27 protein-coding genes and 4 tRNA genes are annotated in these 25,066 nt (G+C 69.2%); 18 read left to right on the forward strand and 13 right to left on the reverse strand.

All coding sequences use genetic code 11. The features are described 5' to 3' along the window. The first annotated feature begins 43 nt into the window (after positions 1-43). Positions 44-490, forward strand: coding sequence for a DUF6918 family protein (locus ACFYTQ_RS11665; protein ID WP_387359529.1), 447 nt, complete (start codon positions 44-46; stop codon positions 488-490). A gap of 48 nt (positions 491-538) precedes the next feature. Here ACFYTQ_RS11665 and ACFYTQ_RS11670 read toward each other — a convergent pair whose 3' ends face one another. Next, the gene (locus ACFYTQ_RS11670; protein WP_387359531.1) at positions 539-1,360 is read right to left on the reverse strand and encodes a siderophore-interacting protein; all 822 of its coding nucleotides are present in this window, start codon (positions 1,358-1,360) and stop codon (positions 539-541) included. A gap of 89 nt (positions 1,361-1,449) precedes the next feature. Here ACFYTQ_RS11670 and menD point away from each other — a divergent pair, with 89 nt between their 5' ends. Continuing rightward, positions 1,450-3,081: a 2-succinyl-5-enolpyruvyl-6-hydroxy-3-cyclohexene-1-carboxylic-acid synthase gene (gene menD / locus ACFYTQ_RS11675; RefSeq protein ID WP_387359533.1), complete on the forward strand. Its 1,632-nt coding sequence runs from the start codon at positions 1,450-1,452 to the stop codon at positions 3,079-3,081. Here the strand turns inward: menD and ACFYTQ_RS11680 are convergent. Together ACFYTQ_RS11680 and ACFYTQ_RS11685 are read right to left on the reverse strand one after the other, a co-directional pair. Further along, positions 3,078-3,275 (reverse strand): hypothetical protein, encoded by a 198-nt coding sequence (locus ACFYTQ_RS11680; protein WP_387359535.1) that lies wholly within the window; start codon positions 3,273-3,275, stop codon positions 3,078-3,080. The two genes, menD and ACFYTQ_RS11680, sit on opposite strands and share 4 nt — an antisense overlap. Before the next feature lie 100 nt (positions 3,276-3,375). Continuing rightward, complete coding sequence (locus ACFYTQ_RS11685; RefSeq protein WP_387359537.1) at positions 3,376-3,609, reverse strand: hypothetical protein; 234 nt, start codon at positions 3,607-3,609, stop codon at positions 3,376-3,378. Between the two features lie 110 nt (positions 3,610-3,719). On the opposite strand from ACFYTQ_RS11685, the gene ACFYTQ_RS11690 reads away from it, so the two are divergent. Next, the gene (locus ACFYTQ_RS11690) at positions 3,720-4,283 is read left to right on the forward strand and encodes a TIGR03086 family metal-binding protein (protein ID WP_387359539.1); all 564 of its coding nucleotides are present in this window, start codon (positions 3,720-3,722) and stop codon (positions 4,281-4,283) included. Between the two features lie 113 nt (positions 4,284-4,396). Here ACFYTQ_RS11690 and ACFYTQ_RS11695 read toward each other — a convergent pair whose 3' ends face one another. Next, positions 4,397-4,999, reverse strand: a complete 603-nt coding sequence (locus ACFYTQ_RS11695) for a TetR/AcrR family transcriptional regulator (RefSeq protein WP_387359541.1) — start codon at positions 4,997-4,999, stop codon at positions 4,397-4,399. An 83-nt stretch (positions 5,000-5,082) separates the two neighbouring features. Between ACFYTQ_RS11695 and ACFYTQ_RS11700 the strand changes: the two genes are divergently transcribed. Beyond that, entirely contained in the window at positions 5,083-6,117 is a 1,035-nt protein-coding gene (locus ACFYTQ_RS11700) for an aldo/keto reductase (RefSeq protein ID WP_387359543.1), read from the forward strand. Position 6,118: 1 nt separating this feature from the next. On the opposite strand, the gene ACFYTQ_RS11705 is transcribed toward ACFYTQ_RS11700, so the two are convergent. From ACFYTQ_RS11705 to ACFYTQ_RS11725, 5 genes are all read right to left on the reverse strand, one after another. Next, complete coding sequence (locus ACFYTQ_RS11705; RefSeq protein WP_387360175.1) at positions 6,119-10,180, reverse strand: molybdopterin-dependent oxidoreductase; 4,062 nt, start codon at positions 10,178-10,180, stop codon at positions 6,119-6,121. 83 nt (positions 10,181-10,263) lie between these two features. Then, positions 10,264-10,968, reverse strand: a complete 705-nt coding sequence (locus tag ACFYTQ_RS11710; protein ID WP_387359545.1) for a demethylmenaquinone methyltransferase — start codon at positions 10,966-10,968, stop codon at positions 10,264-10,266. Between the two features lie 28 nt (positions 10,969-10,996). Further along, entirely contained in the window at positions 10,997-11,773 is a 777-nt protein-coding gene (gene erm / locus ACFYTQ_RS11715; RefSeq protein WP_387359547.1) for a 23S ribosomal RNA methyltransferase Erm, read from the reverse strand. Between the two features lie 259 nt (positions 11,774-12,032). Next, entirely contained in the window at positions 12,033-13,175 is a 1,143-nt protein-coding gene (locus ACFYTQ_RS11720; protein ID WP_387359549.1) for a glycosyltransferase family 4 protein, read from the reverse strand. Between the two features lie 74 nt (positions 13,176-13,249). Beyond that, positions 13,250-13,681 (reverse strand): DUF3592 domain-containing protein, encoded by a 432-nt coding sequence (locus tag ACFYTQ_RS11725; protein ID WP_387359551.1) that lies wholly within the window; start codon positions 13,679-13,681, stop codon positions 13,250-13,252. A gap of 41 nt (positions 13,682-13,722) precedes the next feature. Between ACFYTQ_RS11725 and ACFYTQ_RS11730 the strand changes: the two genes are divergently transcribed. Next, the gene (locus ACFYTQ_RS11730) at positions 13,723-14,229 is read left to right on the forward strand and encodes a DUF2505 domain-containing protein (protein ID WP_387359553.1); all 507 of its coding nucleotides are present in this window, start codon (positions 13,723-13,725) and stop codon (positions 14,227-14,229) included. An 85-nt stretch (positions 14,230-14,314) separates the two neighbouring features. On the opposite strand, the gene ACFYTQ_RS11735 is transcribed toward ACFYTQ_RS11730, so the two are convergent. From ACFYTQ_RS11735 to ACFYTQ_RS11745, 3 genes are read right to left on the reverse strand one after another with little or no spacing between them, the layout of a single operon-like run. Then, on the reverse strand, positions 14,315-14,761 hold the full coding sequence (locus ACFYTQ_RS11735; RefSeq protein ID WP_387359555.1) for a VOC family protein: 447 nt from the start codon (positions 14,759-14,761) through the stop codon (positions 14,315-14,317). 52 nt (positions 14,762-14,813) lie between these two features. Further along, positions 14,814-15,227, reverse strand: a complete 414-nt coding sequence (locus ACFYTQ_RS11740; RefSeq protein ID WP_387359557.1) for a helix-turn-helix transcriptional regulator — start codon at positions 15,225-15,227, stop codon at positions 14,814-14,816. Continuing rightward, positions 15,227-16,486: a geranylgeranyl reductase family protein gene (locus tag ACFYTQ_RS11745; protein ID WP_387359559.1), complete on the reverse strand. Its 1,260-nt coding sequence runs from the start codon at positions 16,484-16,486 to the stop codon at positions 15,227-15,229. The genes ACFYTQ_RS11740 and ACFYTQ_RS11745 overlap by 1 nt, the downstream gene beginning before the upstream one ends. Before the next feature lie 160 nt (positions 16,487-16,646). Between ACFYTQ_RS11745 and ACFYTQ_RS11750 the strand changes: the two genes are divergently transcribed. Both ACFYTQ_RS11750 and htpX read left to right on the forward strand, forming a co-directional pair. Then, entirely contained in the window at positions 16,647-17,669 is a 1,023-nt protein-coding gene (locus tag ACFYTQ_RS11750; RefSeq protein WP_387359561.1) for a polyprenyl synthetase family protein, read from the forward strand. A gap of 75 nt (positions 17,670-17,744) precedes the next feature. Further along, positions 17,745-18,629 (forward strand): zinc metalloprotease HtpX, encoded by an 885-nt coding sequence (gene htpX / locus ACFYTQ_RS11755; RefSeq protein ID WP_387359563.1) that lies wholly within the window; start codon positions 17,745-17,747, stop codon positions 18,627-18,629. Here htpX and ACFYTQ_RS11760 read toward each other — a convergent pair. Beyond that, complete coding sequence (locus ACFYTQ_RS11760) at positions 18,620-19,111, reverse strand: YajQ family cyclic di-GMP-binding protein (protein WP_387359565.1); 492 nt, start codon at positions 19,109-19,111, stop codon at positions 18,620-18,622. The genes htpX and ACFYTQ_RS11760 overlap by 10 nt on opposite strands. 172 nt (positions 19,112-19,283) lie before the next feature. On the opposite strand from ACFYTQ_RS11760, the gene ACFYTQ_RS11765 reads away from it, so the two are divergent. The 11 genes from ACFYTQ_RS11765 to rplJ all read left to right on the forward strand — a co-directional run bounded on the left by ACFYTQ_RS11765 (position 19,284) and on the right by rplJ (position 25,005). Beyond that, a tRNA-Tyr gene (locus tag ACFYTQ_RS11765) sits at positions 19,284-19,364 on the forward strand. Positions 19,365-19,554: 190 nt separating this feature from the next. Further along, a tRNA-Thr gene (locus tag ACFYTQ_RS11770) sits at positions 19,555-19,627 on the forward strand. Positions 19,628-19,700: 73 nt separating this feature from the next. Then, positions 19,701-19,773 (forward strand) — tRNA-Met (locus ACFYTQ_RS11775). Between the two features lie 45 nt (positions 19,774-19,818). Then, positions 19,819-19,989, forward strand: coding sequence for a 50S ribosomal protein L33 (rpmG, locus tag ACFYTQ_RS11780; RefSeq protein WP_011211653.1), 171 nt, complete (start codon positions 19,819-19,821; stop codon positions 19,987-19,989). 138 nt (positions 19,990-20,127) lie between these two features. After that, complete coding sequence (locus tag ACFYTQ_RS11785) at positions 20,128-21,183, forward strand: fused (3R)-hydroxyacyl-ACP dehydratase subunits HadA/HadB (protein WP_387360177.1); 1,056 nt, start codon at positions 20,128-20,130, stop codon at positions 21,181-21,183. Between the two features lie 173 nt (positions 21,184-21,356). After that, positions 21,357-21,429, forward strand: a tRNA-Trp gene (locus tag ACFYTQ_RS11790). 27 nt (positions 21,430-21,456) lie between these two features. Next, a complete protein-coding gene (gene secE / locus ACFYTQ_RS11795) occupies positions 21,457-21,873 on the forward strand; it encodes a preprotein translocase subunit SecE (RefSeq protein ID WP_387359567.1) in 417 nt (138 codons plus the stop codon). Positions 21,874-22,114: 241 nt separating this feature from the next. Then, on the forward strand, positions 22,115-22,822 hold the full coding sequence (gene nusG / locus ACFYTQ_RS11800) for a transcription termination/antitermination protein NusG (protein ID WP_387360179.1): 708 nt from the start codon (positions 22,115-22,117) through the stop codon (positions 22,820-22,822). Between the two features lie 38 nt (positions 22,823-22,860). Continuing rightward, positions 22,861-23,295, forward strand: a complete 435-nt coding sequence (rplK, locus tag ACFYTQ_RS11805; protein ID WP_387359569.1) for a 50S ribosomal protein L11 — start codon at positions 22,861-22,863, stop codon at positions 23,293-23,295. A gap of 68 nt (positions 23,296-23,363) precedes the next feature. Next, positions 23,364-24,077: a 50S ribosomal protein L1 gene (rplA, locus tag ACFYTQ_RS11810; protein WP_387359571.1), complete on the forward strand. Its 714-nt coding sequence runs from the start codon at positions 23,364-23,366 to the stop codon at positions 24,075-24,077. A gap of 373 nt (positions 24,078-24,450) precedes the next feature. After that, positions 24,451-25,005 (forward strand): 50S ribosomal protein L10, encoded by a 555-nt coding sequence (gene rplJ / locus ACFYTQ_RS11815; RefSeq protein WP_387359573.1) that lies wholly within the window; start codon positions 24,451-24,453, stop codon positions 25,003-25,005. The last annotated feature ends 61 nt before the right edge of the window (positions 25,006-25,066 follow it).

The following is a 25,066-nucleotide window of genomic DNA, read 5'->3' on the forward strand; positions in this document are numbered from 1 at the left end:
GGCGTGCGCTCGCTCATCGAAAACTATCCGGAGGAACCTGAAAGTGGTTGCTGCACTGTCTGAATCCCTGCTCGATGATGCCAAGCGCCCGGCCTTCATCGCCGACGCTCAGCAGGTTCTGGACGCGGAGGTGTCGGACAAGGGTGGCGCGTCCGGCCTCGCCGTGAAGGGTGCCTACGCCGCGGCGAAGAAGGTCAGCCCGACCATCGTGTCGGACGCGCTGGAATCGTTCGTGCCCAAGTTCGTCGAGCGCCTCGAGCCCTACTGGGCCGAGTACCAGGCCGGCGGTAGCGGTCGGTTCGCCGACCTGCTGGTATCCAAGCAGGACGAGGTTGCCGAATCGCTGCTCGCGGTGACCGACGCCCGTGCCGAGGCCTCCTCGCGTCCGGCCCTGAAGAAGGCGTACTCCGCGGTGCGCGGTTCGGCGAAAAAGCATGTCGTCGAGGCGCTTCCGCGAGTCGGCGATCTCATCGAGAAGCACGCGGGCTGATCGGGGCTCGGCGGGCGCCCGCCCGCCGAGACCAGCCGTGGGCCGCGCTCAGCCCTGAGCCCTGCCCACCCGCCAATATCCGGTGAAGCAGATATCGGCTTTCGGGACGCCGCGGTCGGCAGCCAGGTGCCGCCGCACGCCCGAGGCGAGTCGCTGCTCACCGGCGACGAAGCCGTACACGCCCCGTTCGGGCAGCGCGGCATCGCGGACCGCCGCCAGCGCGACGCTGCCGACGGCGGCGGTCGGATCGCTGCGCACCAGCCAATTCACTTGCACGCCTTCGGGTTCGCCCAGGTCCTGCGCGTCGTCGGGGTGGACGATCTCGACATAGGCGGCCCCGCGCAGATCCCGCGGCGCCGACCGCAGGATGCCCGCGATCGCGGGCAGCGCGCTCTCGTCGCCGACCAGCAGCGAATACGAACAATGCTGCGGCACTTGGTACATGATGCCCTCGTCGAGCAGTCCGACCCGCTCGCCCGGCGTCACCCCGCCGGCCCACTCGCAGGCGGGCGTCTCGCCGCCGTGCATGGCGAAATCGATGTCCAGCTCGCCCGTTTCGCCGAATTCCCCCGCGCCCGCCGGGCGCCACGCGCGCACCGTGTAGTTGCGCACCACGGGCCGATGATCCTTGCCCATCATCAGATATTGGGCGTACCAGAGGTTGCTCGCCGCGCTCGGCAGCCGAAGTCCGTCCCGGCCCGGCAGGAACAGCCGGAACCACTGGTCGTAACCCATCGGCGTGAACCCGGCGAGCCCCGGGCCGCCGAGCGTGACGCGGACGAAATTCGGACCGATCCGCTTGCTCGCCAGCACCTCGGCGGTGAGTATCTCCCGCTGCTCGGGCTTGACGTATTTGGTGCGCTTCGCCATGGACGTTAGGTTAGCGCAACCTAACTCCTTCGACATCGTGTGAGCGAGTCGACTGCCCCGATCCGACGGTGGTCTGACAGTCTGGGGTGGTGAATCCATCGACTGCACAGGCGCAGGTCGTCGTCGACGAGCTCGTGCGCGGCGGGGTGCGCGAGGTCGTGCTGTGCCCCGGTTCGCGCAACGCGCCGCTGGCCTTCGCGTTGCAGGCCGCCGACGCGGCGGGCCGGTTGCGGCTGCACATGCGCGTCGATGAGCGCACCGCCGGATTCCTCGCGATCGGACTGGCCGTGTCGAGCGGGCACCCCGTGCCGGTCGTGATGACCTCCGGGACCGCGGTGGCCAATCTGGGCCCGGCGGTGCTCGAGGCGAACTACGCCCGGCAGCCCCTGATCGTGCTGAGCGCCAACCGGCCCTACGAGATGCTGGGCAGCGGCGCCAACCAGACGGTGGAGCAGTTCGGGCTGTTCGGCAGTCAGGTGCGCGCGGCCATCAGCCTCGGGCTGGCCGAGCGGGAGGACGGTTACCGGCGGCAGAACAGCGTGTGGCGGGCGGCCGTGTGCCGGGTCTTGGCCGCGGCGCGCGGCACCCGCTCGGGGAACGCCGGTCCGGTGCAATTCGACATCCCGCTGCGCGAGCCGCTCGTGCCCGACGCGCACGAGGGCGAAGCGTTCCCCCTCGGTCGCGAGGGCGGAAAGCCTTGGACCGCAACGCAATACGCGACCCTCGACGTACCGCTCGACATCGATCTGACGCCCGATACGGTGGTGATCTCCGGACACGGCGCGGGCTACCGTCCCGAGCTGGCCGCGTTGCCGACGGTCGCCGAGCCGACCGCGCCCATGCACGGGCCCGCGCTGCATCCGATGGCGTTGCCGCTGCTGCGGCCCCGGCAGGCGATCATCACCGGGCGGCCGACCCTGCACCGGCAGGTGTCGAAGGTGTTGTCCGATCCGGAGATCACGGTGTTCGCGTTGACCACCGGTCCGCGCTGGCCGGATGTCTCGGGCAATGTGGTCGGCACCGGCACGCGCGCGGTCACCGCCGGGGCGCCGAGCGCGAGCTGGCTCGAGCGGTGCCGCGCGCTGGACGCCATGGCCCGGCGGGTGGTGCGCGACGAGCTGGCCCGGCATCCCAAACCGACGGGGTTGCACGTGGCCGCGGTGGTGACCGACGCGCTGCGCGAGGGCGATCAGCTGTTGCTGGGCGCGTCGAATCCGGTGCGGGACGCGGCGCTGGTGTCGTATCCGCGGCCGGGGATCAAGGTGGTGTCCAATCGCGGCGTCGCCGGGATCGATGGCACGGTGTCGACGGCGGTCGGTGCGGCGCTGAGTCATTCGGGCCGCACGGTCGCGCTGATCGGCGATCTCACCTTCCTGCACGACGCGTCCGGGCTGCTGATCGGTCCGGGCGAGCCGCGGCCGGAGGATCTGACCATCGTGGTCGCCAACGACGACGGCGGCGGCATCTTCGAACTGCTCGAGCAGGGCGATCCGCAGTACGCGGGGGTGTTCGAGCGCGTGTTCGGCACTCCGCACGGCATGGACCTGGCCGCGTTGTGCGCGGCGTATCGGGTTCCGCACCGGCAGGTGGATCCGGCCGAACTCGCGCTCGAATTGTCCCGTCCCGCACACGGAATCCGCGTGCTCGAGGTCGCCACCGAACGGTCCGGTCTGCGGGAGTTGCACGCGGCCGTGAAGGCGGGGATCACCGCCGGGGGTTAGTACTCCGGTTCGGTGTCCGGGTACTCGTCGTCGAGGGGAACCTCGCGGGACTGCTCGAAGACGTCGGCCTCGGGGGCCTCCAGCGCGGGTTCCGGGGGGAGGGCGAGGTCGTCGCCGTCGTCGTCGGGGTCGACGGGGACGGCCTGTTCCACATAGTCGGCTTCGGGAACGGCGTCGACGATCGGGTCGGTCATCGGGTGCTCCTTTCGCTGCTCGGCCGTGGGCCGGTAGTACCCCGGCTGGTGTCGAGCATGCGCGCCCAGCGCCGACCTGGCAACCGTCGTGTCGATCGTGTCACTCGTCCGGCAGCGGACCCGGATCGGCCGGATACTCCACGAGCGCCAGTGTGCGCCCGGCCATGAACCGCGCGGTGCGCACCGCGGTTCCGGTCCGTGTCACCTCGCTGACCTCGACCACGCCCCGCGCGATCCGGATCTCGACCCGCCGCCCCGCGCGCGTGGCGGCCACCTCGTAACTGCGCGAGCCGTCGCCGGTGTCGACGACGATCTCCACTCGATCGCCCTTCATCATCCAATTCTTCCCTTTACCAGGGGTTTTCGCTGCTAACAAGTGGGTTTCGGGATTCCGGTGTACGTACGGGCCGATGAATTCTCCCGGCCCGAGTCGTCTCGTCACACATGTTCGATCTGGAACCCGCGGCCACCGAACTGGAATCGGTACTCGCCGCCATCACCGACGACCAACTCGACGCGACCACCCCCTGCGACGGCATCTCGGTGCGCGCCCTCCTGGCCCACGTCGAAATGCTCACCGAGGCGTTCCGCCAGGCGGCCACGAAGGAATCCGTCGGCCGCTCCCAGGCCCCCCGGGTGGGCGACGACGACACGGCCCTGTCCCCCGACTGGCGAACCCTGATCCCCGCACGGCTGAAGGCCCTGGCAGCCGCCTGGCGCGACCCCGCCGCCTGGCAGGGCGACACCGAAGCGGGCGGCGTCACCATGCCCGCCGAACCCATGGCCAAGGTCGCCCTCAACGAACTCGTCGTCCACGCCTGGGACCTCGCCACGGCCACCCACACCCCCTACCACCCCACCCCCGCCGACATCACCCTCCTCCTCGACTTCCTCGCCGACACCCCCGCCGAAGGCGTCCCCGGCATGTTCGCCCCCGTAGTCCCCCTCCCACCCACCGCCCCACCCCTGTCCCAACTCCTCGCCCGCACCGGCCGAAACCCGAACTGACCCCAGGCCCACGAACCCAGCCGCACCCCTTATTCGGATCCGCACCCGTTGTATTGCCCTGCAAGGGGTGCGGATTCGAATAAAGGGTGCGGCTGGGTTCGTGGGCCTGGGGGTCAGGTGTAGAGGCCCAGGAGGGCGGCTTGGTGGGCGGAATGGGCTGCGGTGGTGGCGGATTGGGGGGTTATGGGGTCGCCGGTGGTTAGGAGGTTGTAGTAGAGGGGGGCGGAGACTGCTTTGAGGAGGGTTCGGGGGTTGGTTTCGGGGGGGATTTCGGCTCGGGATTTGGCTCGTTCCACGCAGGGGGTCCATTCGGTGAGGCGGGTGTCGTAGAAGTGGTGTAGGGCTCGGGCGGCCTCTTCGTCGCAGGTGGCGGCGGCTATGAGGGATTTGAAGAGGGGGCCTTGGCGGGGGTGGGTGAGGGTTTCGGCGACCAGGGTCGCGTTGGCCAGCAGGTCGCCTAGGAGGGTGCCGGTGTCGGCGTGGGGGAGGGAGGTTTCGGCCATTTCGGTGAGGATGTCGGCGACCAGGCCCGCGGGGGTGCGCCAGCGGCGGTAGACGGTGGTTTTGCCGACGCCCGCGCGGGCGGCGACCTCGGTGAGGTCGAGGTGGGCGAAGCCGCGTTCGGCGAGCAGGTCGCCCCCCGCGCGCAGGACGGCCTCGCGGACGCGGGCGGTGCGGCCGCCGGGGCGGAGTGAGCCGGGCCTCTCATCGGTCATAACGGTTCTCCAGTTTCATTAGTTGCCCGTTGAGTGTATCGTCGGCAGTGTTAATGAAACTGAAGTTCCGTTAGGAGTGAGTCATGGAGTATCGGCGGCTGGGTGCGTCGGGGCTGTTGGTGCCCGCGTTGAGCTTCGGGGCGGGGACGTTCGGGGGGCGCGGCGAGCTGTTCTCGGCCTGGGGCGATACCGACGCGCGGGCGGCGCGGGAGATGGTGGACATCGCGCTGGACGCGGGCGTGACGATGTTCGACACCGCGGACGTCTACTCGGACGGCGCCTCGGAAGAGGTGCTGGGACAGGCCATCCGAGGACGACGCGATCGAATCCTGTTGTCCACCAAGGCTTCCCTGCCCACCGGCCCGGGACCCAACGACGCCGGATCCGGCCGCTCCCGATTGATCGGCGCGGTGGAGGCGTCGCTGCGGCGGCTCGGCACCGACCACATCGACCTGTTCCAGCTGCACGCCTTCGACGCCGGAACGCCGGTGGAGGAGACCCTCGGCGCGCTGCGTGATCTGGTGACCGCGGGCAAGATCCGCTACGTCGGCGCCTCGAATTTCGCGGGCTGGCAGCTGATGAAGTCGCTCGCCGCCGCCGACCGGCACGGCTTCCCCCGCTACGTCGCCCATCAGGTGTACTACTCCCTCGTCGGCCGCGACTACGAATTGGAGCTCATGCCGCTCGGCCGCGATCAGGGCGTGGGCGCGGTGGTGTGGAGCCCCCTCGGCTGGGGCCGCCTGACCGGGAAAATCCGTCGCGGACAACCCCTTCCGCCGAACTCTCGCCTGCACAAGACCGCCGCCGCGGGCCCGCCCGTCGACGACGAACTGCTCTACGACGTGGTCGACGTCCTCGACGACATCGCCGCCGAAACCGGCCGCACCGTCCCGCAGATCGCCCTGAACTGGCTGCTGTCCCGTCCCACCGTCGCCACCGTCATCGTCGGCGCCCGCGACGCCGACCAACTGCGCCAGAACCTCGGCGCGATCGGCTGGCAGCTGACCCCCGACCAGATCGCCCGCCTGGACAAGGCCAGCGCCGTCACCCCGCCCTATCCCTACTACCCGTACTACCGCCTGCCGGACTTCACCCGCCTGAATCCGCCTGCGGCATAGCTCAATACACGTCCCGCAGGTACCGCTTCTCGGCCACCAGCCGCTTGCGGAAGGCCAGCGCGGCGTCCGGATCGAGGTTGCCGTGGACGCGGGCGATGCGCAGCAGCGCGTCGTCGACGTCGCTCGCCATGCGGGCGGCGTCGCCGCAGACGTAGAGATGCGCGCCGTCGGCCAGCCACGACCACAGCTCCGCGCCGTGCTCGATCATGCGGTGCTGCACGTAGATCCGCTCCCGCTGATCCCGGGAGAACGCCAGATCCAGGCGGGTGAGGAAGCCCGTGCGGAACATGTCCTCGAGTTCCTCGCGGTAGTAGAAATTGTCCGCGGCGTGCTGATCGCCGAAGAACAGCCAGTTGCGCCCGCGGCTGCCCAGCGCCCGCCGCTCCTGGAGGAAGCCGCGGAACGGCGCGATGCCCGTGCCGGGACCGATCATGATCATGGGCGCGTTCGGATCCCGCGGCGGCCGGAAGTGCGGGGCGCGGTGCAGGAAGACCGGCACCTCCCCGCACCGGTCGGCGAGGAAGGTCGAGCACACCCCGCCCCGGCGCGCGCCGGGTGCGCCGTAGCGGACGACGCCGACGGTCAGCTCCACCTCGTGCGGGCTCACCGCCGGGCTCGACGAGATCGAATACTGGCGTGGCTGAAGCCTTTTCAGCACGCCGAGCCAGTCGACGAGATCCGCCCGCACCGGGAAGTCGCGCAGTACGTCGACGGCCTGCCGGTCCCACAGATAGCCGTCGAGCTCGTTGCGGTTGTCGCGGCGCAGCAGTTTGGCCAGCCGCGGGCTGGCGTTGTGCCGGGCGATGAACGTCAGCAGGTCGGGGGAGACCTTGCTGATGTCGTAGTGGGTGCGCAACGCCTCGGCGAGCGGCACCTCGCGGTCGTCGATCTCGACGCCGTGCCGGCCGTCGAGTCCGGTGGCGGCGAGCCATTCGGCGATCGTGTGCTCGCCGTTGGTCGGCCACACCCCGAGCGAATCGCCGACCTCGTAGGTCGCCTCGACCGCGCCGAGGTCGAAGCCGAACCGCCGCACCTCCTTCGCCGAGCCGGGGCGGGAGAGCAGTTCGTTGCGGATCAGCGGAACCGTCACCGGCGCGTTGCGGGTGAAGGGGACCGCCGCCCGGCGGGTGCGCTCGAGGACCAGGGTGGTGCCGCCCGCCGGGCGCGGCGGTTCGGGCGCGTCGCCGGAGAGTGCGGCGATCACCTCGTCGAGCCAGGTCCGCGAGCGGGTGTCGTGATCCGGTTCGCTGTCGACGCGCTCCAGCAGCCGGGTCGCCCCGCGTTCGGCGAGCAGCTGATCCAGGCGGCGGCCGTGGCCGCAGAAGTCGTCGTAGGACGAGTCGCCCAGCGCGAACACCGCGTACCGCAGTCCGGTGAGGCGAATCTCGGTGCCGCGCAGGCGGTCCCAGAAGTCCGCGCCGTTGTCCGGCGGGCCGCCGTCGCCGAAGGTGCTGGTGATCACCAGCGCGTTCCCGGTGAGTTCGGACAGGTCGCAGGAGTCCATGTCCAGCAGCCGGGGCGTGAAGCCGGACGCGGTCAGGCGCTCGACGGCCGCGGCCGCGAGTTCCTCCGCGGTCCCGGTCTGGGAGGCCCACAGCACCGTGATCGCCTCGCCCGCAGCGGATTCGCTCGGTGAAGCATCGGGTTCTGTTGCGCGCGAGTACATTCCGGCCAGCAGGCCGTTGATCCACAGGCGGCTGCGTTCGGGCAGCGGCGCGGAATCGGGCAGCACCGGTTGCCCCCGCACCGGAAGCTGTTGCAGCGCGGCCAGATAGCCGCTGAGGTAGATCCGCTCGTGCTCACCGAGCGTCGGCGTGCTGGCCGCGTCGAGGCCGAGCACGGCGGCCAGCGGGTGCGCCGCGGGCGCGGGCGGCGCGGGCGGTTCGGGCACGGACGCCACCCGGCGCAGGGCCACCGCGCACGCCTTGAACTCCGGTTGCAGCGAGGCCGGGTCGACCGCGTCGTTGGTGACCGCGTTGACGGTCAGATACTCGCCCTGCTCGTCGTTCCAGTGGAACGGCGCGAAGCAACACCCGGGCCGTACCCGATCGGTGATCCGCACCGGCAGCACCGCGCGGCCGCGCCGCGACGCCACCTCCAGCTGATCGCCCGCACGCAGTCCGAGCCGCTCGGCGTCCTCGGGATGCACCTCGACGAACGGGTCGCCGGTGAGCTTCACCAATTTCGGCACCCGCCCGGTCTTGGTCATGGTGTGCCATTGATGTGCCAGGCGACCGGTGTTGAGCACGAACGGATAGTCGTCGTCGGGCATCTCGGCGGGCAGCAGATGCGGGCGCGGCCAGAACACCGCGCGGCGGCTCGGGGTGGCGAACGCCAGACGCGGTCGCCGTCCGTCGGCGTCGACGAACAGGTTCTGGCTCACGCCGTCGTTCACGTACCGCACGGGATTGCGCCGCCGCGCCGGATCGGGGCACGGCCACTGCATCGGCCCTTCGCGCAGCGCGTCGTGGCTGATGCCGCGCAGATCGTAGCCCGTCGCCGGATTGGCGAAGCGCCGGATCTCGTCGAAAACCTCGGCGCTGGAGGCGAAGTCGAAGCCGTCGAAACCCATGGCCGTGGCCACCTGGGCGATCAGCTGCCAGTCCGGGCGAGCGTCGCCGATCGGATCGACCGAGCGGCGCAGCAGGCTGACCGTGCGTTCGGAGTTCACCATGGTCGCGTCCGCCTCGGCCCACAGGGTGGCGGGCAGCAGCAGATCCGCGTAGGCGTTGGTGGCGGTGTCGGTGTAGACGTCCTGCACCACCACCAGTTCGGCCGCCTCCAGCCCGGCGATCACCGTCTTCCGATTGGCAACGGACGCAACGGGATTGGAGCAGATGATCCAGCACGCCTTGATCCGCTCCTCGGCCAGGCCGCGGAACATGTCGATGGTGCCGGGCCCGACCTCGGACCGGATCGTGCCGGGCGGCAGCCCCCACACCGTCTCGACGAAGGCGCGATCGCCCTCGGCGAGCACGCTGCGCTGACCGGGCAGGCCCGGACCCATGTACCCCATCTCGCGCCCGCCCATGGCATTGGGCTGACCGGTGAGCGAGAACGGGCCGCTGCCCGGACGGCAGATCGCGCCGGTGGCCAGATGCAGATTGCACAGCGCGTTGGTGTTCCAGGTGCCGTGCGTGGACTGGTTGAGGCCCATGGTCCACAGCGACATCCACTCGCCCGCCTCGCCGATCCAGCGGGCGGCGGTGCGGATGTCGGCCTCGGCCAGGCCGGTGAGTTCGGCGACGCGGGCCGGGGAATAGTCGGCCAGGAACTCCGGCATCGCCGCCCAGCCCTCGGTGTGCTCGGCGATGAAGTCCTCGTCGATGTCGCCGTTCTCGACCAGCAGGTGCAGCAGGCCGTTCAGCAACGCGAGATCGGTACCCGGAGCTATCTGCAAAAACAGGTCCGCGCGCTCGGCGGTCTCGGTGCGGCGCGGATCCACCACGATCAGGCGCGCACCCGCCTTCAGCCGATCGGCCATGCGCAGGAACAGGATCGGATGACAGTCGGCCATATTCGCGCCGATCACGAAGAACAGATCCGCGTGGTCGATGTCGTCGTAGGAACCGGGCGGGCCGTCCGCGCCCAGGGACTGCTTGTAGCCGGTGCCCGCGCTGGCCATGCACAGCCGCGAATTGGCCTCGATGTGCACGGTCCGCAGATAGCCCTTGGCGAGTTTGGTGGCCAGGTACTGCGCCTCGAGCGACATCTGGCCGGAGACGTAGAGCGCGATCGCGTCGGGGCCGTGCCGGTCGAGGATGTCGCGCAGGCGGTCGGCGGTCTCGCGCACGGCGTCGTCGACGGGGACGGGCCGGGCGGGCCGGTCGCGTTGCGGGCGCCGGTGGGCGGTGGTCATGCGGCCGGACGCGGCCATGAGGTCGGCGTGCGTGGCGCCCTTGGTGCACAGCCGTCCGGCGTTGACCGGATGCAGTTTGTCGCCGCGCACGGCGGCGATCACCGGCTTGCCCTGTTCGTCCGGGCGGGTCTGGACGGCCATCCCGCACCCCACACCGCAGTAGGAGCACGTGGTGGCGGTGGTGCTCGACATGACCCCGATCATGGCCGCCGGCGATTTCATCGGATTTACCCGACGTTAGCGGCAGGTGACGAAGGTCCGCACAGTCGGGAATCGATCTTGTGAGGTCATTCCAGCTTGTAGGCCCGATGCAGGGCGACGATGCCGCCGGTGAGGTTGCGCCACTTCACCGCCGACCAGCCCGCGTCGGCGATGCGCAGGGCGAGTTGCCGCTGGTTGGGCCAGGCGCGAATGGATTCGGCCAGGTAGACGTAGGCGTCGGGATTGCTGCTCACCGCGCGCGCCACCCGCGGCAGCGCCTTCATCAGGTACTCCATGTACAGGGTGCGGAACGGGCCGAAGACCGGGGTGGAGAACTCGGCGACCACCAACCGGCCGCCCGGCTTGGTCACCCGCAGCATCTCGCGCAGCGCCGCATCGGGTTCGGAGACGTTGCGCAGACCGTAGGAGATCGTCACCGCGTCGAACGCCTCGTCGGCGAACGGCAGCGCGGTGGCGTCGCCCGCGACCATCGGCACCCCGCGGAACCGGCCCGCGGCGAGCATGCCCTGGGAGAAGTCGGTGGCCACGCACCACGCGCCGGACTTGGTGAACTCGGCGGTCGACACCCCGGTCCCGGCGGCGAGGTCGAGCACCCGCTCGCCGGGCCGCAGCGCCAGCGCCTGCCGCGTCGCCCACCGCCAATAGCGGTCCTGACCGGCGGAGATCACCGTATTGGTGAGGTCGTACCGCTCGGCCACCCCGTCGAACATCGACGCGACCTCGTGCGGTTGCTTGTCCAGGGAGGCCCGGAACGACTCTGTCTTCGCCACGATCCGACCCTAACCCGGCCGCGCGGGTTCAGCGCAGCAGGTGCTCGAACAACCGGACCCAGGCGTCGGGGCGGACGTGCCCGACGGGCACGCCGTCCGCGATTCCCGCGGCGGCACAGGCGTTTTCGACGCGCCGGGCCGGGAAGTATCGACGCAGGGAGGCCCGCACCGAGCCGCCGACGCCACGGAAGCCGATCTCGACCAGGCGGCGATACTCGGGGACGGCCGTGTGCGGGAGCAGCGGCGTCGGGCGGCGATCGAGGCGCAGGACGGCGGCATCGACGCTCGGCACGGGACGGAAACCGCCGCGCGGCACCCGCAATCCCAGCGAGACGGCGGTCCAGGGCCATTGCGACACCGTGAGTTTCGACCAACGGCCGTAGTCGCCGGAGTGCTTGCGGGCGAATTCGAGCTGGGTCAGCAGGGTGGCCGAGGTCAGGTGCGGGGCGGCGAGGCACCATCGGACGATGGCCGTGCTCACCCCGAACGGGATGTTCGCCACCACCATGAACGGTTCCGTCGGGGGCCGAACATCTCGAATGTCGTTGTGGTGAACCATAATTCGAGGTTCGGAAGCGTAGCGGCGGGCCAGCTTCGCGGCCCAGTGCGGATCCTTCTCGTAGGCCGACACCCGCCCGGCCGAGGCGAGCAGCCGCCGGGTGAGCATCCCGTCGCCGGGACCGATCTCGACGACGAGATCGTCGCGGGTCACCCCGGCGGAACGCACCAGACGGTCCGCCGCGGCGGCGTCGACGAGAAAATTCTGGGACAGGGTCTTGCGGGCACGCGACATCGCGCTGGGCATGCGGAGTCCTCCGGACGGAGCGGTCGAATCAGGACGTGATTCGCCCGAACCCGGGCCGGGGCGCTCGAAAGGACCTGGTGGAGAACCGAAGTCGGGAAAGAGGAATTACCGCACGAAGCGATGCGAGACGCGGGCCGGGTTCAGGCTGCCGCGCGGATCCGCACGAAGGACGCGCCGATCGCGCACGCTCCGTTCATCGCTATTACTCCCACGGGGACGACCGTAGGGGACGGGTCCGCTGATGGTCCAGCGAATTTCGTCAGGCCGTGCGGTAGGCCGATTCGCGGTTGCCGCCGATGACCTCGGTGTAGTGGCCCAGCAGTTCGGTGCAGATGGCGGGCCAGGTGCGGTGCAGGACCGATTTGCGGGCGGCGGTGGCGAAGCGGGTGCGCAGCGCGGTGTCACGCAGCGCGCCGACGGCGCTGGGGAGCAGTTCGGTGAAGCGGTCCACCGGCAGCAGATAGCCGTTGCGGCAGTGGGCGATCAGATCGCGCGGGCCGCCCGCGTCGGGGCCGATGACCGGCAGGCCCGAGGCCAGCGCCTCCTGCACGCCCTGACAGAACGTCTCGTGCTCGCCCGCGTGCACCATCACGTCGAGGCTGGCGTAGGCGGCGGCCAGGTCGGTTCCGCCGAGTTCGCCGGTGAAGATCGCGGTGGGCATCAGCTGGGCCAGCGCCGCCCGCTGCGGGCCGTCGCCGACGATGACCAACTGCACATCGGGATCGTCCGCGAGCGCGGCCAGGCGTTCCACGTGCTTCTCCGGCGCGAGCCGCCCGACGAAGCCGACGATCAGCTTGTCGTCGGCGTGCCAGGCCGCGCGCAGTTCCGGATCGCGGGCCGAGGGGGTGAAGCGGGCGATGTCCACGCCTCGGGCCCAGCGATGCACCCGCGGAATGCCATGGGCGACAAGGTCTTCCGCGGCCGCCGAGGAGGGCGCCAGGGTGCGCGCGGCGCGGACGTGGATGCGCCGGGTCCAGGCCCAGGCCGCGCGGCGGGCCGGGCCGAGCCCGTAGCTCTTGGCGAATCCGGCGACATCGGTCTGGTAGATCGCCACCGCGGGCAGATCCAGGCGCAGGGCCGCCGCGACCCCGCCCGCGCCCAACAGGAACGGCGAGGCCAGATGCACCACGTCGGCGTCGAATTCGTCGATGGCGGCGGTGATCACCGGCTGCGGCAGCCCGACCGGCAGCGAACTGATCTTGGGCACCATCACCGCGGGCACCCGCACCACCGGGAACCGCCCGTGCTCGCGCGGGGCGGGCGGCTGGCCGCGCGGGGTGTCCGGCGCGATGATCAGCGCCTCGTGGCCGTGCCGGTCCAGGTGGTCGAGCACCTGCAGCACGGAGTTCACCACACCGTTCATATTCGGCAGGAACGACTCCGCGACAATCGCAACACGCACGGTTTCGAGTGTGGTCATCGCGCCCCGCCCGGCCGTCACACGCACATGACACGCATACGAAGATCCGGCGAACTTCAGTCCTCGCGGCGGCGCATCCGGGCCAGCAGCCACAGCGTCGGCAGCGCGATCGCCCACACCACCACGATCACCGACAGCGCGGGCACGATCGCCACCCGGGCGTCGCGGCCCGCCACCCGCACCAGATCCGGGTCCGCGCGGCTGTATTCGACGTTGATGCGTTCGCCCGCGGTGAGTTTCGTCGGGTAGAGCACGCCGACGCGCGGGTTGTGGGTCACGCCGTCGGGGGTGGTGAACACGACCGCCGAGCGCAACCGCCCGGCCGACAACACCTCCGCGCTGGTCACGCCCTTGTCCGAGCTGATCAGCAGGTCGTCGCGCCAGGCCGCCAGCACCAGGAGGACGGCCAGCACGCTCACCGTGACGGCGGCGATGAGGACCCCGATCCGGGTGCGGCGCAGGCGATCAGACTGCGTGGTTTCCGACACCGCACCAAGGCTATTGCATCGTTCCGATAGCGTGTGCGGCCATGTCCCGAAAATTCAGCTTCACCGTGCCGTACAGCGTTCCGGTAGAAGAGCTTCACCGGGCGATCACCAGCGACGAGATGTGGCAGGCGCGGTTCTCCGGCGCGGAGACCGCGACCCTGGACCTGTCCCACGAGGACGGCCCCGACACCATCCGCGTCCACATGACCGAGCGGGCGAAGGCGGAGAAGATCCCGGCCATCGTGAGCAAGGTCCTCAAGAGCGAACTCGTGCTCGAGCGCACCGACAACTGGGGCCCGCTGCGCGGCGACATCGCCCGCGGCACTTTCGTCGGCCTGTCCAAGGGCATCACCACCGAGATGGAGGGCAGCTACGAAATGCGGCCCACCGCAGGCGGTTCCGAGATCGAGGTCTCCGGCATCGTCACCGTGAAGGTCCCGATCGTCGGCGGCGCCATCGAGCCCCTCGCCGAACAGCTCCAGCATCGCGTGGTCGACAGCGAGCGCAAGTTCATCGAGGAGTACCTCACCACCAAGGCCGACGCCTAGCTCCCGAAGCCCGCCCCCCGGCCGGAGCGTTGGTTCCGGCCGGGGCCTGTCCCGGCGTACCGGGACCGGAGTGGGGGCGGAGGGCCTAGTTCCCCCAGTCGGCGGTGGCCGGATCGAACTCGCGGCGTTCGACGAGGACGAGCCAGTTGCCGGAGTTGTCGCGGAGGACGGCCTCGACGCCGTAGGGGCGTTCGGCGGGAGGTTGGACGAAGTCGACGCCCTTGGCGGTCAATTCCTCGTAGGCCTTCTGGCAGTTGTCGGTGCGGATGCCGAGGGCGCCGTGGGTGCCGTTGGCGAGGGAGCGGCGGATGGCCTCGGCGAGGGTGTCGTCCAGGGGTGGGCCGGGGATCATCAGGGTGACCTCCAGCTCGGGGTGGTCGGGCTGGGCGACGGTGACCCAGCGGAAGCCGTTGTCGCCCATGGTGACATCGGCGGTCTCGACGAAGCCGAGCTTGTCGATGTACCACTGCTTGGCCTCGGTTTGATCGGTCACGTACACGGTGACCAGCGAAACGTTCGTGATCGTTGCCATGCGTCGAGGCTATGGCAGCGGGCCGGCGCGGCGCTTCTCCGAAATTGCGGAATCAGCCCCGGCGGTCGGACAGGCCGTGCATGAACACGTAACAACCCGGAATGTGCGGCGCGCCCTCGGCGGCGAACTTGGCCTGATACGCCGACGGCGACATCCCGACCAACTCGGTGAACTTCCGGCTGAACGAGCCCAGGCTCGAATATCCGACCAGCACGCACACCTCCGTGACCGTCACATTCGTGGCCCGCAGCAGATCCTGGGCGCGCTCGATGCGCCGCTCGGCCAGATACAGCGCGGGCGTCTTGCCGTAGGTCGCGGCGAAACAGCGCAGGAAGTGGTACTTGGACACCCCGGCCGCGGCGGCCAGCTCGTCCAGATCCAGCGGATCGGCGTACCGGCGGTCGGCCAGATCCCGCGCCCGGCGCAGATGCGGGAGCAGGTCCTCGGGAACCGACCACGTGCCCATCAGGTGAACGGCGCCAACTCGTCGAGCCGCATCGAGGCGTGTCCCGCGCCCCGCCACGCGCGGGCCACCAGATCGTGGTCCTCCTCGGTGACCAGATTGCCCATCACCCGAACGGCGGTGCGCTGCAAGAACTTCGACCGCATCACCGGCGGCCCGCCGAGCGGCACCATGCGCGGATGGGTGGCCAGTCCGGCGATCCGCCGCGCCACCGAGAACGTGCGGCCGTAGCGGGCGCGCAGCAGATCCGGCCACAGCGTGGTGAGATCCGGTTCGTCGAGCAGCCCGGCGAGCAGATGGCCGCCCTCGAGTCCGTAGTCGATGCCCTCGCCGTTGAGCGGGTTCACGCAGCCCGCCGCGTCCCCGACCAGCGCCCAGTTGCGGCCCGCGACATTCGACACCGCGCCGCCCATCGGCAGCAGCGCCGAGGCCACCGCGCGGGTCTCGCCCTCGAACTCCCATTCCGGCCGTCGCAACGAAACATAGTGTTGCAGAAGCGGTTTCAACGCGATGTGCGAGGGCCGCCGCTCGGTGGCCAGCGAGCCGACGCCGATGTTGACCTCGCCGTTGCCGAGCGGGAACACCCAGCCGTAACCGGGCACCAGCGTGCCGTCGGCGTCGCGCAGTTCCAGATGCGAGGTGATCCACTCGTCGTCGCTGCGGTTCGAGCGGATGTAGGCGCGCGCCGCCACTCCGAAGGCGTAGTGCCGATGCCAGGTGCGGCCCAACAGCTTTCCGACCGGCGACCGCACCCCGTCGGCGACTATCAGTGTGCGGCAATCGATTTCGGACGTGCCCGCGGCGGTGCGCACCCGCACTCCGGTGACCCGGTCCCCGGCGCGGATCACCTCCACCACCCGCGCGTCGTCCACCATCCGCGCGCCCCACTTCACGGCCGTCTCGCGCAGTTTGTCGTCGAGTTCGGTGCGCGGAACGGCACTTCCGTAGGTCGGGAAGGAGCCCTCGGGCCAGGGCAGCAGGGCCTCGCGGCCGAAGCCGGTCATGCGCAGGCCGCGGTTGACGGTGTGGGCGCGCACCCATTCGCCCAAGCCGAGATGTTCGAGCTCGGCCGTGGCGCGCGGGGTCAGCCCGTCGCCGCAGGTCTTGTCGCGGGGGAAGGTCGCGGCGTCCAGGAGCAGGACGTCGCGACCCGCCCGCGCGGCCCACGCGGCGGCCGCCGAACCGGCCGGTCCCGCGCCCACCACCAGCACCTCGGCGTGGCGGGGCAGCGATTCGGCGCGACTGGGATCCGGTGCAACCATGCGTTCAATCCTTCCAGGACAGTCGGACGCCCGTGCCCCCGTGTCCGATTTGCGGCGTCGGCCTGTCTGTTTTCTCCCACAGTGACGGTGTTCATGGGGCTGCGGCACCCGACACGCTAGGTTCTTCGGTGTGGGGACGGACGCGGCGTTGGGAGACGAGATGAGTGCATCGGCTGTGCGCGACGAGAGCACGGTGGTCGCCGGGGTGGATCTGGGCGACCCCGACCTCGCGGCCACGGTGCGCAACGGCCTCGACGATGTCGAGAAGCTGCTGGTCAGCGAGCTTTCCGACGGGGAGGAATTTCTCCAGGAGGCCGCCCTGCACCTGGCGAAGGCCGGGGGCAAGCGGTTCCGCCCGCTGTTCACCATCCTCACCGGGCAGCTCGGCCCGCGTCCCACCGACCCCGATCTGATCACCGCCGGCACGGTCGTCGAACTCGTGCACCTGGCCACGCTGTACCACGACGACGTGATGGACGAGGCGCCGATGCGGCGGGGCGCGCCCAGCGTGAATTCGCGGTGGGGCAACAGCATTGCCATCCTCGCCGGGGACTACCTGTTCGCGCACGCCTCCCGCCTGGTGTCCACGCTCGGTCCCGACGCGGTCCGCGTCATCGCCGAGACCTTCGCCGAACTGGTCACCGGCCAGATGCGAGAAACCATGGGCGCCAAGCGGACTCAGGATCCGGTCGAGCACTACCTGCGGGTGGTGTGGGAGAAGACCGGCTCGCTCATCGCGGCCGCGGGCCGGTTCGGCGGCACCTTCTCCGGCGCGGACCTCGATCACGTCGAGCGGCTGGCCCGGCTCGGCGACGCGGTCGGCACCGCCTTCCAGATCTCCGACGACATCATCGACATCTCCTCGGTGTCCGAACAGTCCGGCAAGACGCCGGGCACCGATCTGCGCGAGGGCGTGCACACCCTGCCGGTGCTGTACGCGCTGCGCGAGGAGGGCGCCGAGGGCGATCGGCTGCGCGCGCTGCTGGCCCGTCCGCTGGAGACCGACGCCGAGGTCGCCGAGGCGCTCGAGCTGCTGTCCCGTTCGCGCGGCATGGTGCTGGCCAAGGAGAAGCTGCGCGGGTACGCCGACCTCGCCCACACCGAGCTGGCGGCGCTGCCCGCGGGTCCGGCCAATCAAGCGCTGCGGCGGTTGGTGAGCTACACCATCGAACGCGTCGGGTGAGGAACTCGTGCCACGCTCCGGTCGTTGACCTGGTGTAACGCATTTCTGGGGGCGGATGAGCACAGAGAGGCGGACATGCACGGGCACGGGTATGCGAACGGACTCAAGACCTTCGGATTGATGGTCGGACTGTCGGCGTTGATCGTGGCCGCGGGCGCGCTGTTCCGGAATCCGACGATCCTGGTGCTCGCCATCCTGCTGGCCGTCGGCATGAACGCCTACGCCTACTTCAACAGCGACAAGCTGGCGTTGCGGGCGATGCACGCCCAGCCGGTCTCCGAACTCGAGGCGCCGGTCATGTACAAGATCGTGCGCGAACTGGCCACGGCCGCACGGCAACCCATGCCCCGGCTCTACATCAGCCCGACCAACGCACCCAACGCCTTCGCCACCGGCCGCGATCCGCGGCACGCGGCGGTGTGCTGTACCAGCGGAATCCTGCAGATCCTGGACGAGCGCGAACTGCGCGCGGTGCTCGGGCACGAGCTGTCGCACGTGTACAACCGCGACATCCTGATCTCGTCGGTGGCCGGGGCCATGGCCGCGGTCATCTCGGGCCTGGCCAACCTGGCCTTCTTCGCCGGGGCCTTCGGCGGCAACCGCGACGGCGAGGGGCCGAACATCATCGGCGTGCTGCTGGTTTCGCTGCTCGGCCCGATCGCGGCGTCGCTGATCAAACTGGCCGTGTCCCGCTCCCGCGAATACCAGGCCGACCAGGACGGGGCCGCGCTCACCGGTGACCCGCTGGCCCTGGCCTCGGCCCTGCGCAAGCTGGAGAGCGGCACCCAGGCGGCCCCGCTGCCGCCCGAGCCGCAGCTCACCGCGCAATCGCATCTGATGATCGCCAACCCGTTCCGGGCCGGTGACCGGATGGCCCGGTGGTTCTCCACCCATCCGCCGATGGCCGAGCGGATCGCCCGGCTCGAGCAGATGGCCGGGGGACCACGCTACTACCGGTAGTTCACGAACTGCAGGGCCACGTCGAAATCGGAACTCTTCAGCAGCGCGATGACCGCCTGCAGATCGTCGCGCTTCTTGCTGCTGACCCGCAGTTCGTCGCCCTGGATCTGGGCCTTCACGCCCTTGGGGCCCTCGTCGCGGATCTTCTTGGAGATCTTCTTCGCGTTGTCGGGGTCTATGCCCTCCTTGACCGTCCCCGTGATCTTGTACACCTTTCCCGACGCCTGCGGATCGCCGGCGTCGAACGCCTTGAGCGAGATGTCGCGGCGGATCAGCTTCTCCTTGAACACGTCGAGGGCGGCCTTGACCCGGTCCTCCGAGTTGGCCGAGAGGACGATCTTCTCCTCCCCGGACCATTCGATGCTCGCGTCCGTGCCGCGGAAGTCGTAGCGCGTGTTCAGCTCCTTCGCCGCCTGGTTGAGGGCGTTGTCGACCTCCTGCCGATCGACCTTGCTGACGACATCGAATGACGAATCGGCCACACTCTGCTCCTGTCTCACGGCTCGCGGTTCGTAGCGAATTTTCTACCCCGACCGTCCGACGGTAGTCGCCCGGCGCGCGGGAGTCGATCCGGGCAGCGGGCCGCCACCAGCCGGTTTGCGTGGACAACCGGTGTTCGTTGTATTCTCGTCACCGCACTCGAGCAGTGCACCCGGCAGGTTGCCCGAGCGGCCAAAGGGAGCTGACTGTAAATCAGCCGCGTAAGCTTCGGAGGTTCGAATCCTCCACCTGCCACCCCCCGAAGGGCCCACGCGCTGTCAGGCGCGCGGGCCTTTCGCGTTCCGGGCGGTCGTTCGCCCCGCGTGCGGCCCGAAAAAGCCTCGTGACCACTCGGTTTGGCGCTACGCCCCGGGTGTGTGTAACCTCGTTCAAGGCTTCGGCGCCCCGGGTGCGAGAGATCGCCACCCGGAGCGCCAGTAGTCGTGCCCCCTTAGCTCAGTCGGCAGAGCGTTTCCATGGTAAGGAAAAGGTCAACGGTTCGATTCCGTTAGGGGGCTCGCCGGATTGCCGGTGGTGACCAACTCGGCACTCCATGGGCCGGGCGGCGGCACCGCAGCAATACCGTGTCATGGCGGTGTAGCTCAGGTGGTAGAGCAAACGACTCATAATCGTTGTGTCGCCGGTTCGAGTCCGGCCATCGCTACCCATACCGATCCACCCTCAGGCTGACTGGAAAGAAGGCATTATCGTGGCCGCGAAGTCCACCGATGTCCGGCCAAAGATCACCTTGGCCTGCGAGCAGTGCAAGCATCGCAACTACATCACCAAGAAGAACCGGCGCAACGACCCGGACCGCCTCGAGCTGAAGAAGTTCTGCCCGAACTGCGGCACCCACCGGGCGCACCGCGAATCTCGCTAACTTCACCACGCGTGCCAGCTGCCGCGTAGAAACGGTGCCGGAGTGGTCTCCCCGCTCCGGCATTTGGTGTAAGTGCGGTAGTGAGCGCTCCGCCGACTCCCGGTAGCGGGGTCAGATAGGGATCAGCCTTCCGTGACAATCAACACCGGAACCGCGGTCGAGACCGAGCAGGTGCTCGATCCGGCGGCCCACGCCGCCGAGATGGTCGGCCATCACTACCGCGTGGACGACTACTACGAGGTCGGCCGCGAGAAGGTGCGCGAGTACGCGCGCGCCGTGCAGGACTACCACCCGGTGCACTGGCAGGAGGGCGCGGCCCGCGAACACGGCTACGACGGCCTGCTCGCCCCGCTGACCTTCATCTCCCTGGTCGGAATCCTGGCCCAGCGCAAGCTCTTCGAACAGGTCGTCACCGGCTACGACCTGAGCCAGATCATGCAGACCGATCAGATCCTGGAGTTCCACCGGCCCATCAAGGTCGGCGATCAGCTCGTCTGCGACGTCTATCTGCACTCGTTCCGGCAGGCGTTCGGCGGCGACATCATCGTCACCAAGAACATCGTCACCTCGCGCGACGAGCTGGTGCTCACCACCTACACCACGCTGGTCGGCCGCAGCGGCGGCGACGTCGATCCGAATATCGCCGACGCGGTGCGCAACATCCTCATGCACGGCCTCGGCGAGACGCCCGAACAGGCGCCGGAATCCGAGGCGGCCGGGCTGGACGCCCCCGCGGCGACCCCGACCGAGCCGGAACCCTGGATCCCCGCCCGCGCCCTGTCCTTCGACAGCGTCTCCGTCGGCGACGAACTCCCCCCGCGGACCGTCACGCTGACCCGCGGCGATCTGGTGAACTACGCGGGTGTGTCCGGCGACGCCAACCCGATCCACTGGAGTGACGAGGTCGTCAAGCTCGCCGGGCTCGACAACGTGGTCGCGCACGGCATGCTCACCATGGGTCTGGGCGGCGGCCTCGTCACCTCGTGGCTGGGCGATCCGGGCGGGGTCAAGGAGTACAACGTCCGCTTCACCAGCCCGGTCTACGTGCCCGCGGACCGCCCGGCGCAGATCGAGTACACCGGCAAGGTGAAGTCGGTCGATCCCGCGACCCGCACGGCCGTGGTGGCGATCGTCGCGAAATCCGAGGGGCGCAAGATCTTCGGGCGCGCGACGGCGACGGTCCAGCTGTCCTGACAGGCCGATTGGCAATCGCGCGGGACGGTAACGTACACTCGGGTCTCTGGGGATTCCAGCCGCTGCGCGCTGCTCTGAATGGGGCGGCGCGCGTATTGTGTGGCTCCCGGGAATACAACTGAATCGAATCGTGCTGGATCACCGTGCGCCCGCGGCGACGGAAGTCCGGCCCGAGGGGCGTAGCTCAATTGGCAGAGCAGCGGTCTCCAAAACCGCAGGTTGCAGGTTCAAGTCCTGTCGCCCCTGCACTGGATGCCAGCGAAAGGACGAGACGTGAGCGACGAGCGGGACCTTCGCCACGGCGGCGCGCATGCCGCCGATGACGATGACACCGCTGCGGTGAGTCGGCCGACCGGTAAGCGGTCCGCCCGGCGTGCTCGCGGCTCCCAGAGCGACACCGGCTCGGTCGCCACGATCGAGCGTTCGAGTTCTCGCTCCGATACGGCATCGCGCAAGGCGTCCAAGCCGGCCGACAAGGGCAAGGCCGGTCGCGGTTCGGGTAATCCGCTCAAGCGCCTGGTGAAGTTCCTGCGCGAGGTCATCGCCGAACTGCGCAAGGTGATCTGGCCCAACCGCAAGCAGATGGTCACCTATACGAGCGTGGTCCTGGTGTTCGTGGTCTTCATGGTCGCGTTCATCGCCGGGTTGGATCTGGCGTTCATCAAGGGCGTCAACTGGCTGTTCGGCTAGCTGACCGTCGGCGCCGGTCACCGTCTCGGGTTGGATTCGGACGGTGCCATCCGCCGGATTCCGTATCCGGCACGCAGAGGAAGTTAGTGACGACACAGGAAGCGAGTGCCCAGTGAGCACCCCGGAGAACGGCACATACGAAGAGTTCCCGGCCGAGGAGACGGTGGCCGAGGCCGCCGAGACGACGGCCGAGGACTCCGCGGGGGCCACCGGCGGGAGCGCTGGGCCCGAAGGCGGCAGCTTGCGTAACCACGAAGGGCCTGCGGACGCCGCATCGAACACCGAGGCCACCGAGGCGCCCGCCGAACCCGAGGCGCCCGCCGATCCGGTCGCGGAGATGAAGGCCGCGCTGCGGCGCGCCCCCGGCGACTGGTACGTCGTGCACTCCTACGCCGGGTACGAGAACAAGGTCAAGGCCAACCTCGAGACCCGCGTGCAGAACCTGGGCCTCGAGGACTACATCTTCCAGGTCGAGGTGCCGACCGAACAGGTCACCCTGATCAAGAACGGCCAGCGCAAGAACGTGCAGCAGAAGGTGCTGCCGGGCTACATCCTGGTGCGGATGGACCTCAACGACGAGTCGTGGGGCGCGGTGCGCAACACGCCCGGCGTCACCGGATTCGTCGGCGCGACTTCCCGGCCCTCGCCGCTGTCCATCGATGACGTGGTGAAGTTCCTGGTCCCCGCCGAGCAGCAGCAGAAGAAGCCCGCCGCCGCGGCCGCCAACGCCTCCGCCGCCGAGACCGCGACCGAGGTCGCGCCCAAGCCGACCATCCAGGTCGACTTCGAGGTCGGCGAGTCGGTCACCGTCATGGACGGCCCCTTCGCGACGCTGCCCGCCAGCATCTCCGAGGTCAACGCCGAGCAGCAGAAGCTCAAGGTGCTGGTGTCGATCTTCGGGCGCGAGACCCCGGTGGAGCTGGCCTTCACCCAGGTCGCGAAGATCTGAGACTTGCAATAACGCAAGAAACCAACCAAGGAAGAAAGATGCCCCCCAAGAAGAAGAAGGTCTCCGGGCTCATCAAGCTCCAGATCCAGGCCGGTGCGGCCAACCCCGCCCCGCCCGTGGGTCCCGCGCTCGGTCAGCACGGCGTCAACATCATGGAGTTCTGCAAGGCGTACAACGCGGCGACCGAGTCGCAGCGTGGCAACGTCATCCCGGTCGAGATCACGGTCTACGAGGACCGCTCGTTCGACTTCAAGCTGAAGACTCCGCCCGCCGCCAAGCTCCTGCTCAAGGCCGCCGGTGTGCAGAAGGGCTCCCCCGAGCCGCACCGCAACAAGGTCGCCCAGGTCACCATGGAACAGATCCGCGAGATCGCCAAGACCAAGCAGGAAGACCTGAACGCCAACGATCTCGATCAGGCGGCCAAGATCATCGCGGGCACCGCCCGTTCGATGGGGATCACCATCGCGGAGTGATCTCCTCCCTCGTGGGAGGGACGGCCAGTCCCGTACCACTGCTGACTTACGACTAAGGACAGAACAACATGGCAAAACGAAGCAAGGCGTATCTCGAGGCGGCCGCCAAGGTCGACCGTTCGCTGCTGTACTCCCCGCTGTCGGCCACCCGGCTGGCCAAGGAGACCTCCACCACGAAGACCGACGCCACCGTCGAGGTGGCCGTGCGCCTGGGCGTGGACCCGCGCAAGGCCGATCAGATGGTCCGCGGCACCGTGAACCTGCCGCACGGCACCGGTAAGACCGCCCGCGTCATCGTGTTCGCGGCCGGTGAGAAGGCCGCCGAGGCCGAGGCCGCCGGCGCGGACGCCGTGGGCGCCGAGGATCTGATCGAGCGCATCCAGGGCGGCTGGCTGGACTTCGACGCCGCGATCGCCACCCCGGACCAGATGGCCAAGGTCGGCCGCATCGCGCGCGTGCTGGGCCCCCGCGGCCTGATGCCGAACCCGAAGACGGGCACGGTCACCACCGATGTGACCAAGGCCGTCAACGACATCAAGGGCGGCAAGATCAACTTCCGCGTCGACAAGCAGGCCAACCTCCACTTCGTGATCGGCAAGGCCAGCTTCGAGGACAAGAAGCTGGTGGAGAACTACGGCGCGGCCCTCGACGAGATCCTCCGCCTCAAGCCCTCCACCGCGAAGGGCCGCTACGTCAAGAAGGTGACGATTTCGACCAACACCGGCCCGGGCATCCCGGTGGACCCGAACCGCACCCGCAACCTCACCGACGAGGACGCGTAGGGACGAGAACTAGACAGGGCCGGTGCGAATCCCGCACCGGCCCTTCGTGTTTCGCGGGGTGGCCGACCCGTTTTGGCAGTTCGGGGGGCCTTCCGCTATTCTGGACAACGGTCGTCGGCCTGTTCGGCGATCACCCCCAATCGTTCTACCGAAGACCGTTGGTCGCTGCCCTCGGGCAGTCGAAGGTCCGGCGTCATCGCTGGCGGCCCACGCAGGCAGAGCCGAGGTCGGGAAATCTGTGCGAGTTCGCTCGTGCGTGTTTTCTTGTGCGCCCCGGGATGCCCTGCGTCCGGGGCGTTTGCTTTGCCGCCGGGCAGTCTCCCTCCGGGAATCGGTAGTTCTCATCACCGACCATCCAGAGAGGAGGCGAAGTATGGCGAAGACCTGGAAGGTCGAGGCGGTCGAGGAGATCACCGAGCAGTTCAAGGGTGCTACCGCCACCGTGGTCACGGAATACCGTGGCCTGTCGGTCGGCAAGCTCACCGAGCTGCGTCGGGCGCTCGGCGCCGGGGCGACCTACTCCGTCGCCAAGAACACCCTGGTCAAGCGCGCGGCCGCCGAGGCGGGCGTCGACGGCCTGGATGACCTGTTCGTCGGTCCGACCGCCATCACCTTCATCACCGGTGAACCGGTCGAGGCCGCGAAGGCGCTGAAGACCTTCGCCAAGGACAACAAGGCCCTGATCATCAAGGGCGGCTACATGGACGGCGCGCCGCTTTCCGTGGCCGAGGTCGAGCGGATCGCCGACCTGGAGTCCCGCGAGGTGCTGCTGGCCAAGCTGGCCGGTGCCATGAAGGGCAACCTGACCAAGGCGGCCGGCCTGTTCGCCGCGCCCGCGAGCCAGGTCGCTCGGCTGTTCGCTGCCCTCGAGGAGAAGCAGCGCACCGCCGGTGGGGCCGCCGAGGCTCCCGCCGCGGACGCCGAATAAGCGCATCCACCAATACTTTTCCCGTTCCGGCGGGAGCAAGCCTCATATCGAAAGGAAACAC

The sequence above is a fragment of the Nocardia sp. NPDC004068 genome, assembly GCF_042874315.1.
Classification (GTDB): domain Bacteria; phylum Actinomycetota; class Actinomycetes; order Mycobacteriales; family Mycobacteriaceae; genus Nocardia.

Bases quoted from the DNA above. Each gene is read 5' to 3' on its own strand.
- ACFYTQ_RS11700 (WP_387359543.1), top strand. From the start codon at position 5,083: ATGGAGTATCGGCGGCTGGGTGCGTCGGGGCTGTTGGTGCCCGCGTTG.
- ACFYTQ_RS11740 (WP_387359557.1), bottom strand. From the start codon at position 15,227: ATGGGCACGTGGTCGGTTCCCGAGGACCTGCTCCCGCATCTGCGCCGG.
- erm (WP_387359547.1), bottom strand. From the start codon at position 11,773: ATGCCCAGCGCGATGTCGCGTGCCCGCAAGACCCTGTCCCAGAATTTT.
- rplA (WP_387359571.1), top strand. From the start codon at position 23,364: ATGGCAAAACGAAGCAAGGCGTATCTCGAGGCGGCCGCCAAGGTCGAC.
- ACFYTQ_RS11745 (WP_387359559.1), bottom strand. From the start codon at position 16,486: ATGGTTGCACCGGATCCCAGTCGCGCCGAATCGCTGCCCCGCCACGCC.
- ACFYTQ_RS11685 (WP_387359537.1), bottom strand. From the start codon at position 3,609: ATGAAGGGCGATCGAGTGGAGATCGTCGTCGACACCGGCGACGGCTCG.
- ACFYTQ_RS11705 (WP_387360175.1), bottom strand. From the start codon at position 10,180: ATGATCGGGGTCATGTCGAGCACCACCGCCACCACGTGCTCCTACTGC.
- ACFYTQ_RS11670 (WP_387359531.1), bottom strand. From the start codon at position 1,360: ATGGCGAAGCGCACCAAATACGTCAAGCCCGAGCAGCGGGAGATACTC.
- ACFYTQ_RS11695 (WP_387359541.1), bottom strand. From the start codon at position 4,999: ATGACCGATGAGAGGCCCGGCTCACTCCGCCCCGGCGGCCGCACCGCC.
- rplJ (WP_387359573.1), top strand. From the start codon at position 24,451: ATGGCGAAGACCTGGAAGGTCGAGGCGGTCGAGGAGATCACCGAGCAG.
- ACFYTQ_RS11690 (WP_387359539.1), top strand. From the start codon at position 3,720: ATGTTCGATCTGGAACCCGCGGCCACCGAACTGGAATCGGTACTCGCC.
- ACFYTQ_RS11735 (WP_387359555.1), bottom strand. From the start codon at position 14,761: ATGGCAACGATCACGAACGTTTCGCTGGTCACCGTGTACGTGACCGAT.
- ACFYTQ_RS11680 (WP_387359535.1), bottom strand. From the start codon at position 3,275: ATGACCGACCCGATCGTCGACGCCGTTCCCGAAGCCGACTATGTGGAA.
- ACFYTQ_RS11730 (WP_387359553.1), top strand. From the start codon at position 13,723: ATGTCCCGAAAATTCAGCTTCACCGTGCCGTACAGCGTTCCGGTAGAA.
- rplK (WP_387359569.1), top strand. From the start codon at position 22,861: ATGCCCCCCAAGAAGAAGAAGGTCTCCGGGCTCATCAAGCTCCAGATC.
- htpX (WP_387359563.1), top strand. From the start codon at position 17,745: ATGCACGGGCACGGGTATGCGAACGGACTCAAGACCTTCGGATTGATG.
- ACFYTQ_RS11750 (WP_387359561.1), top strand. From the start codon at position 16,647: ATGAGTGCATCGGCTGTGCGCGACGAGAGCACGGTGGTCGCCGGGGTG.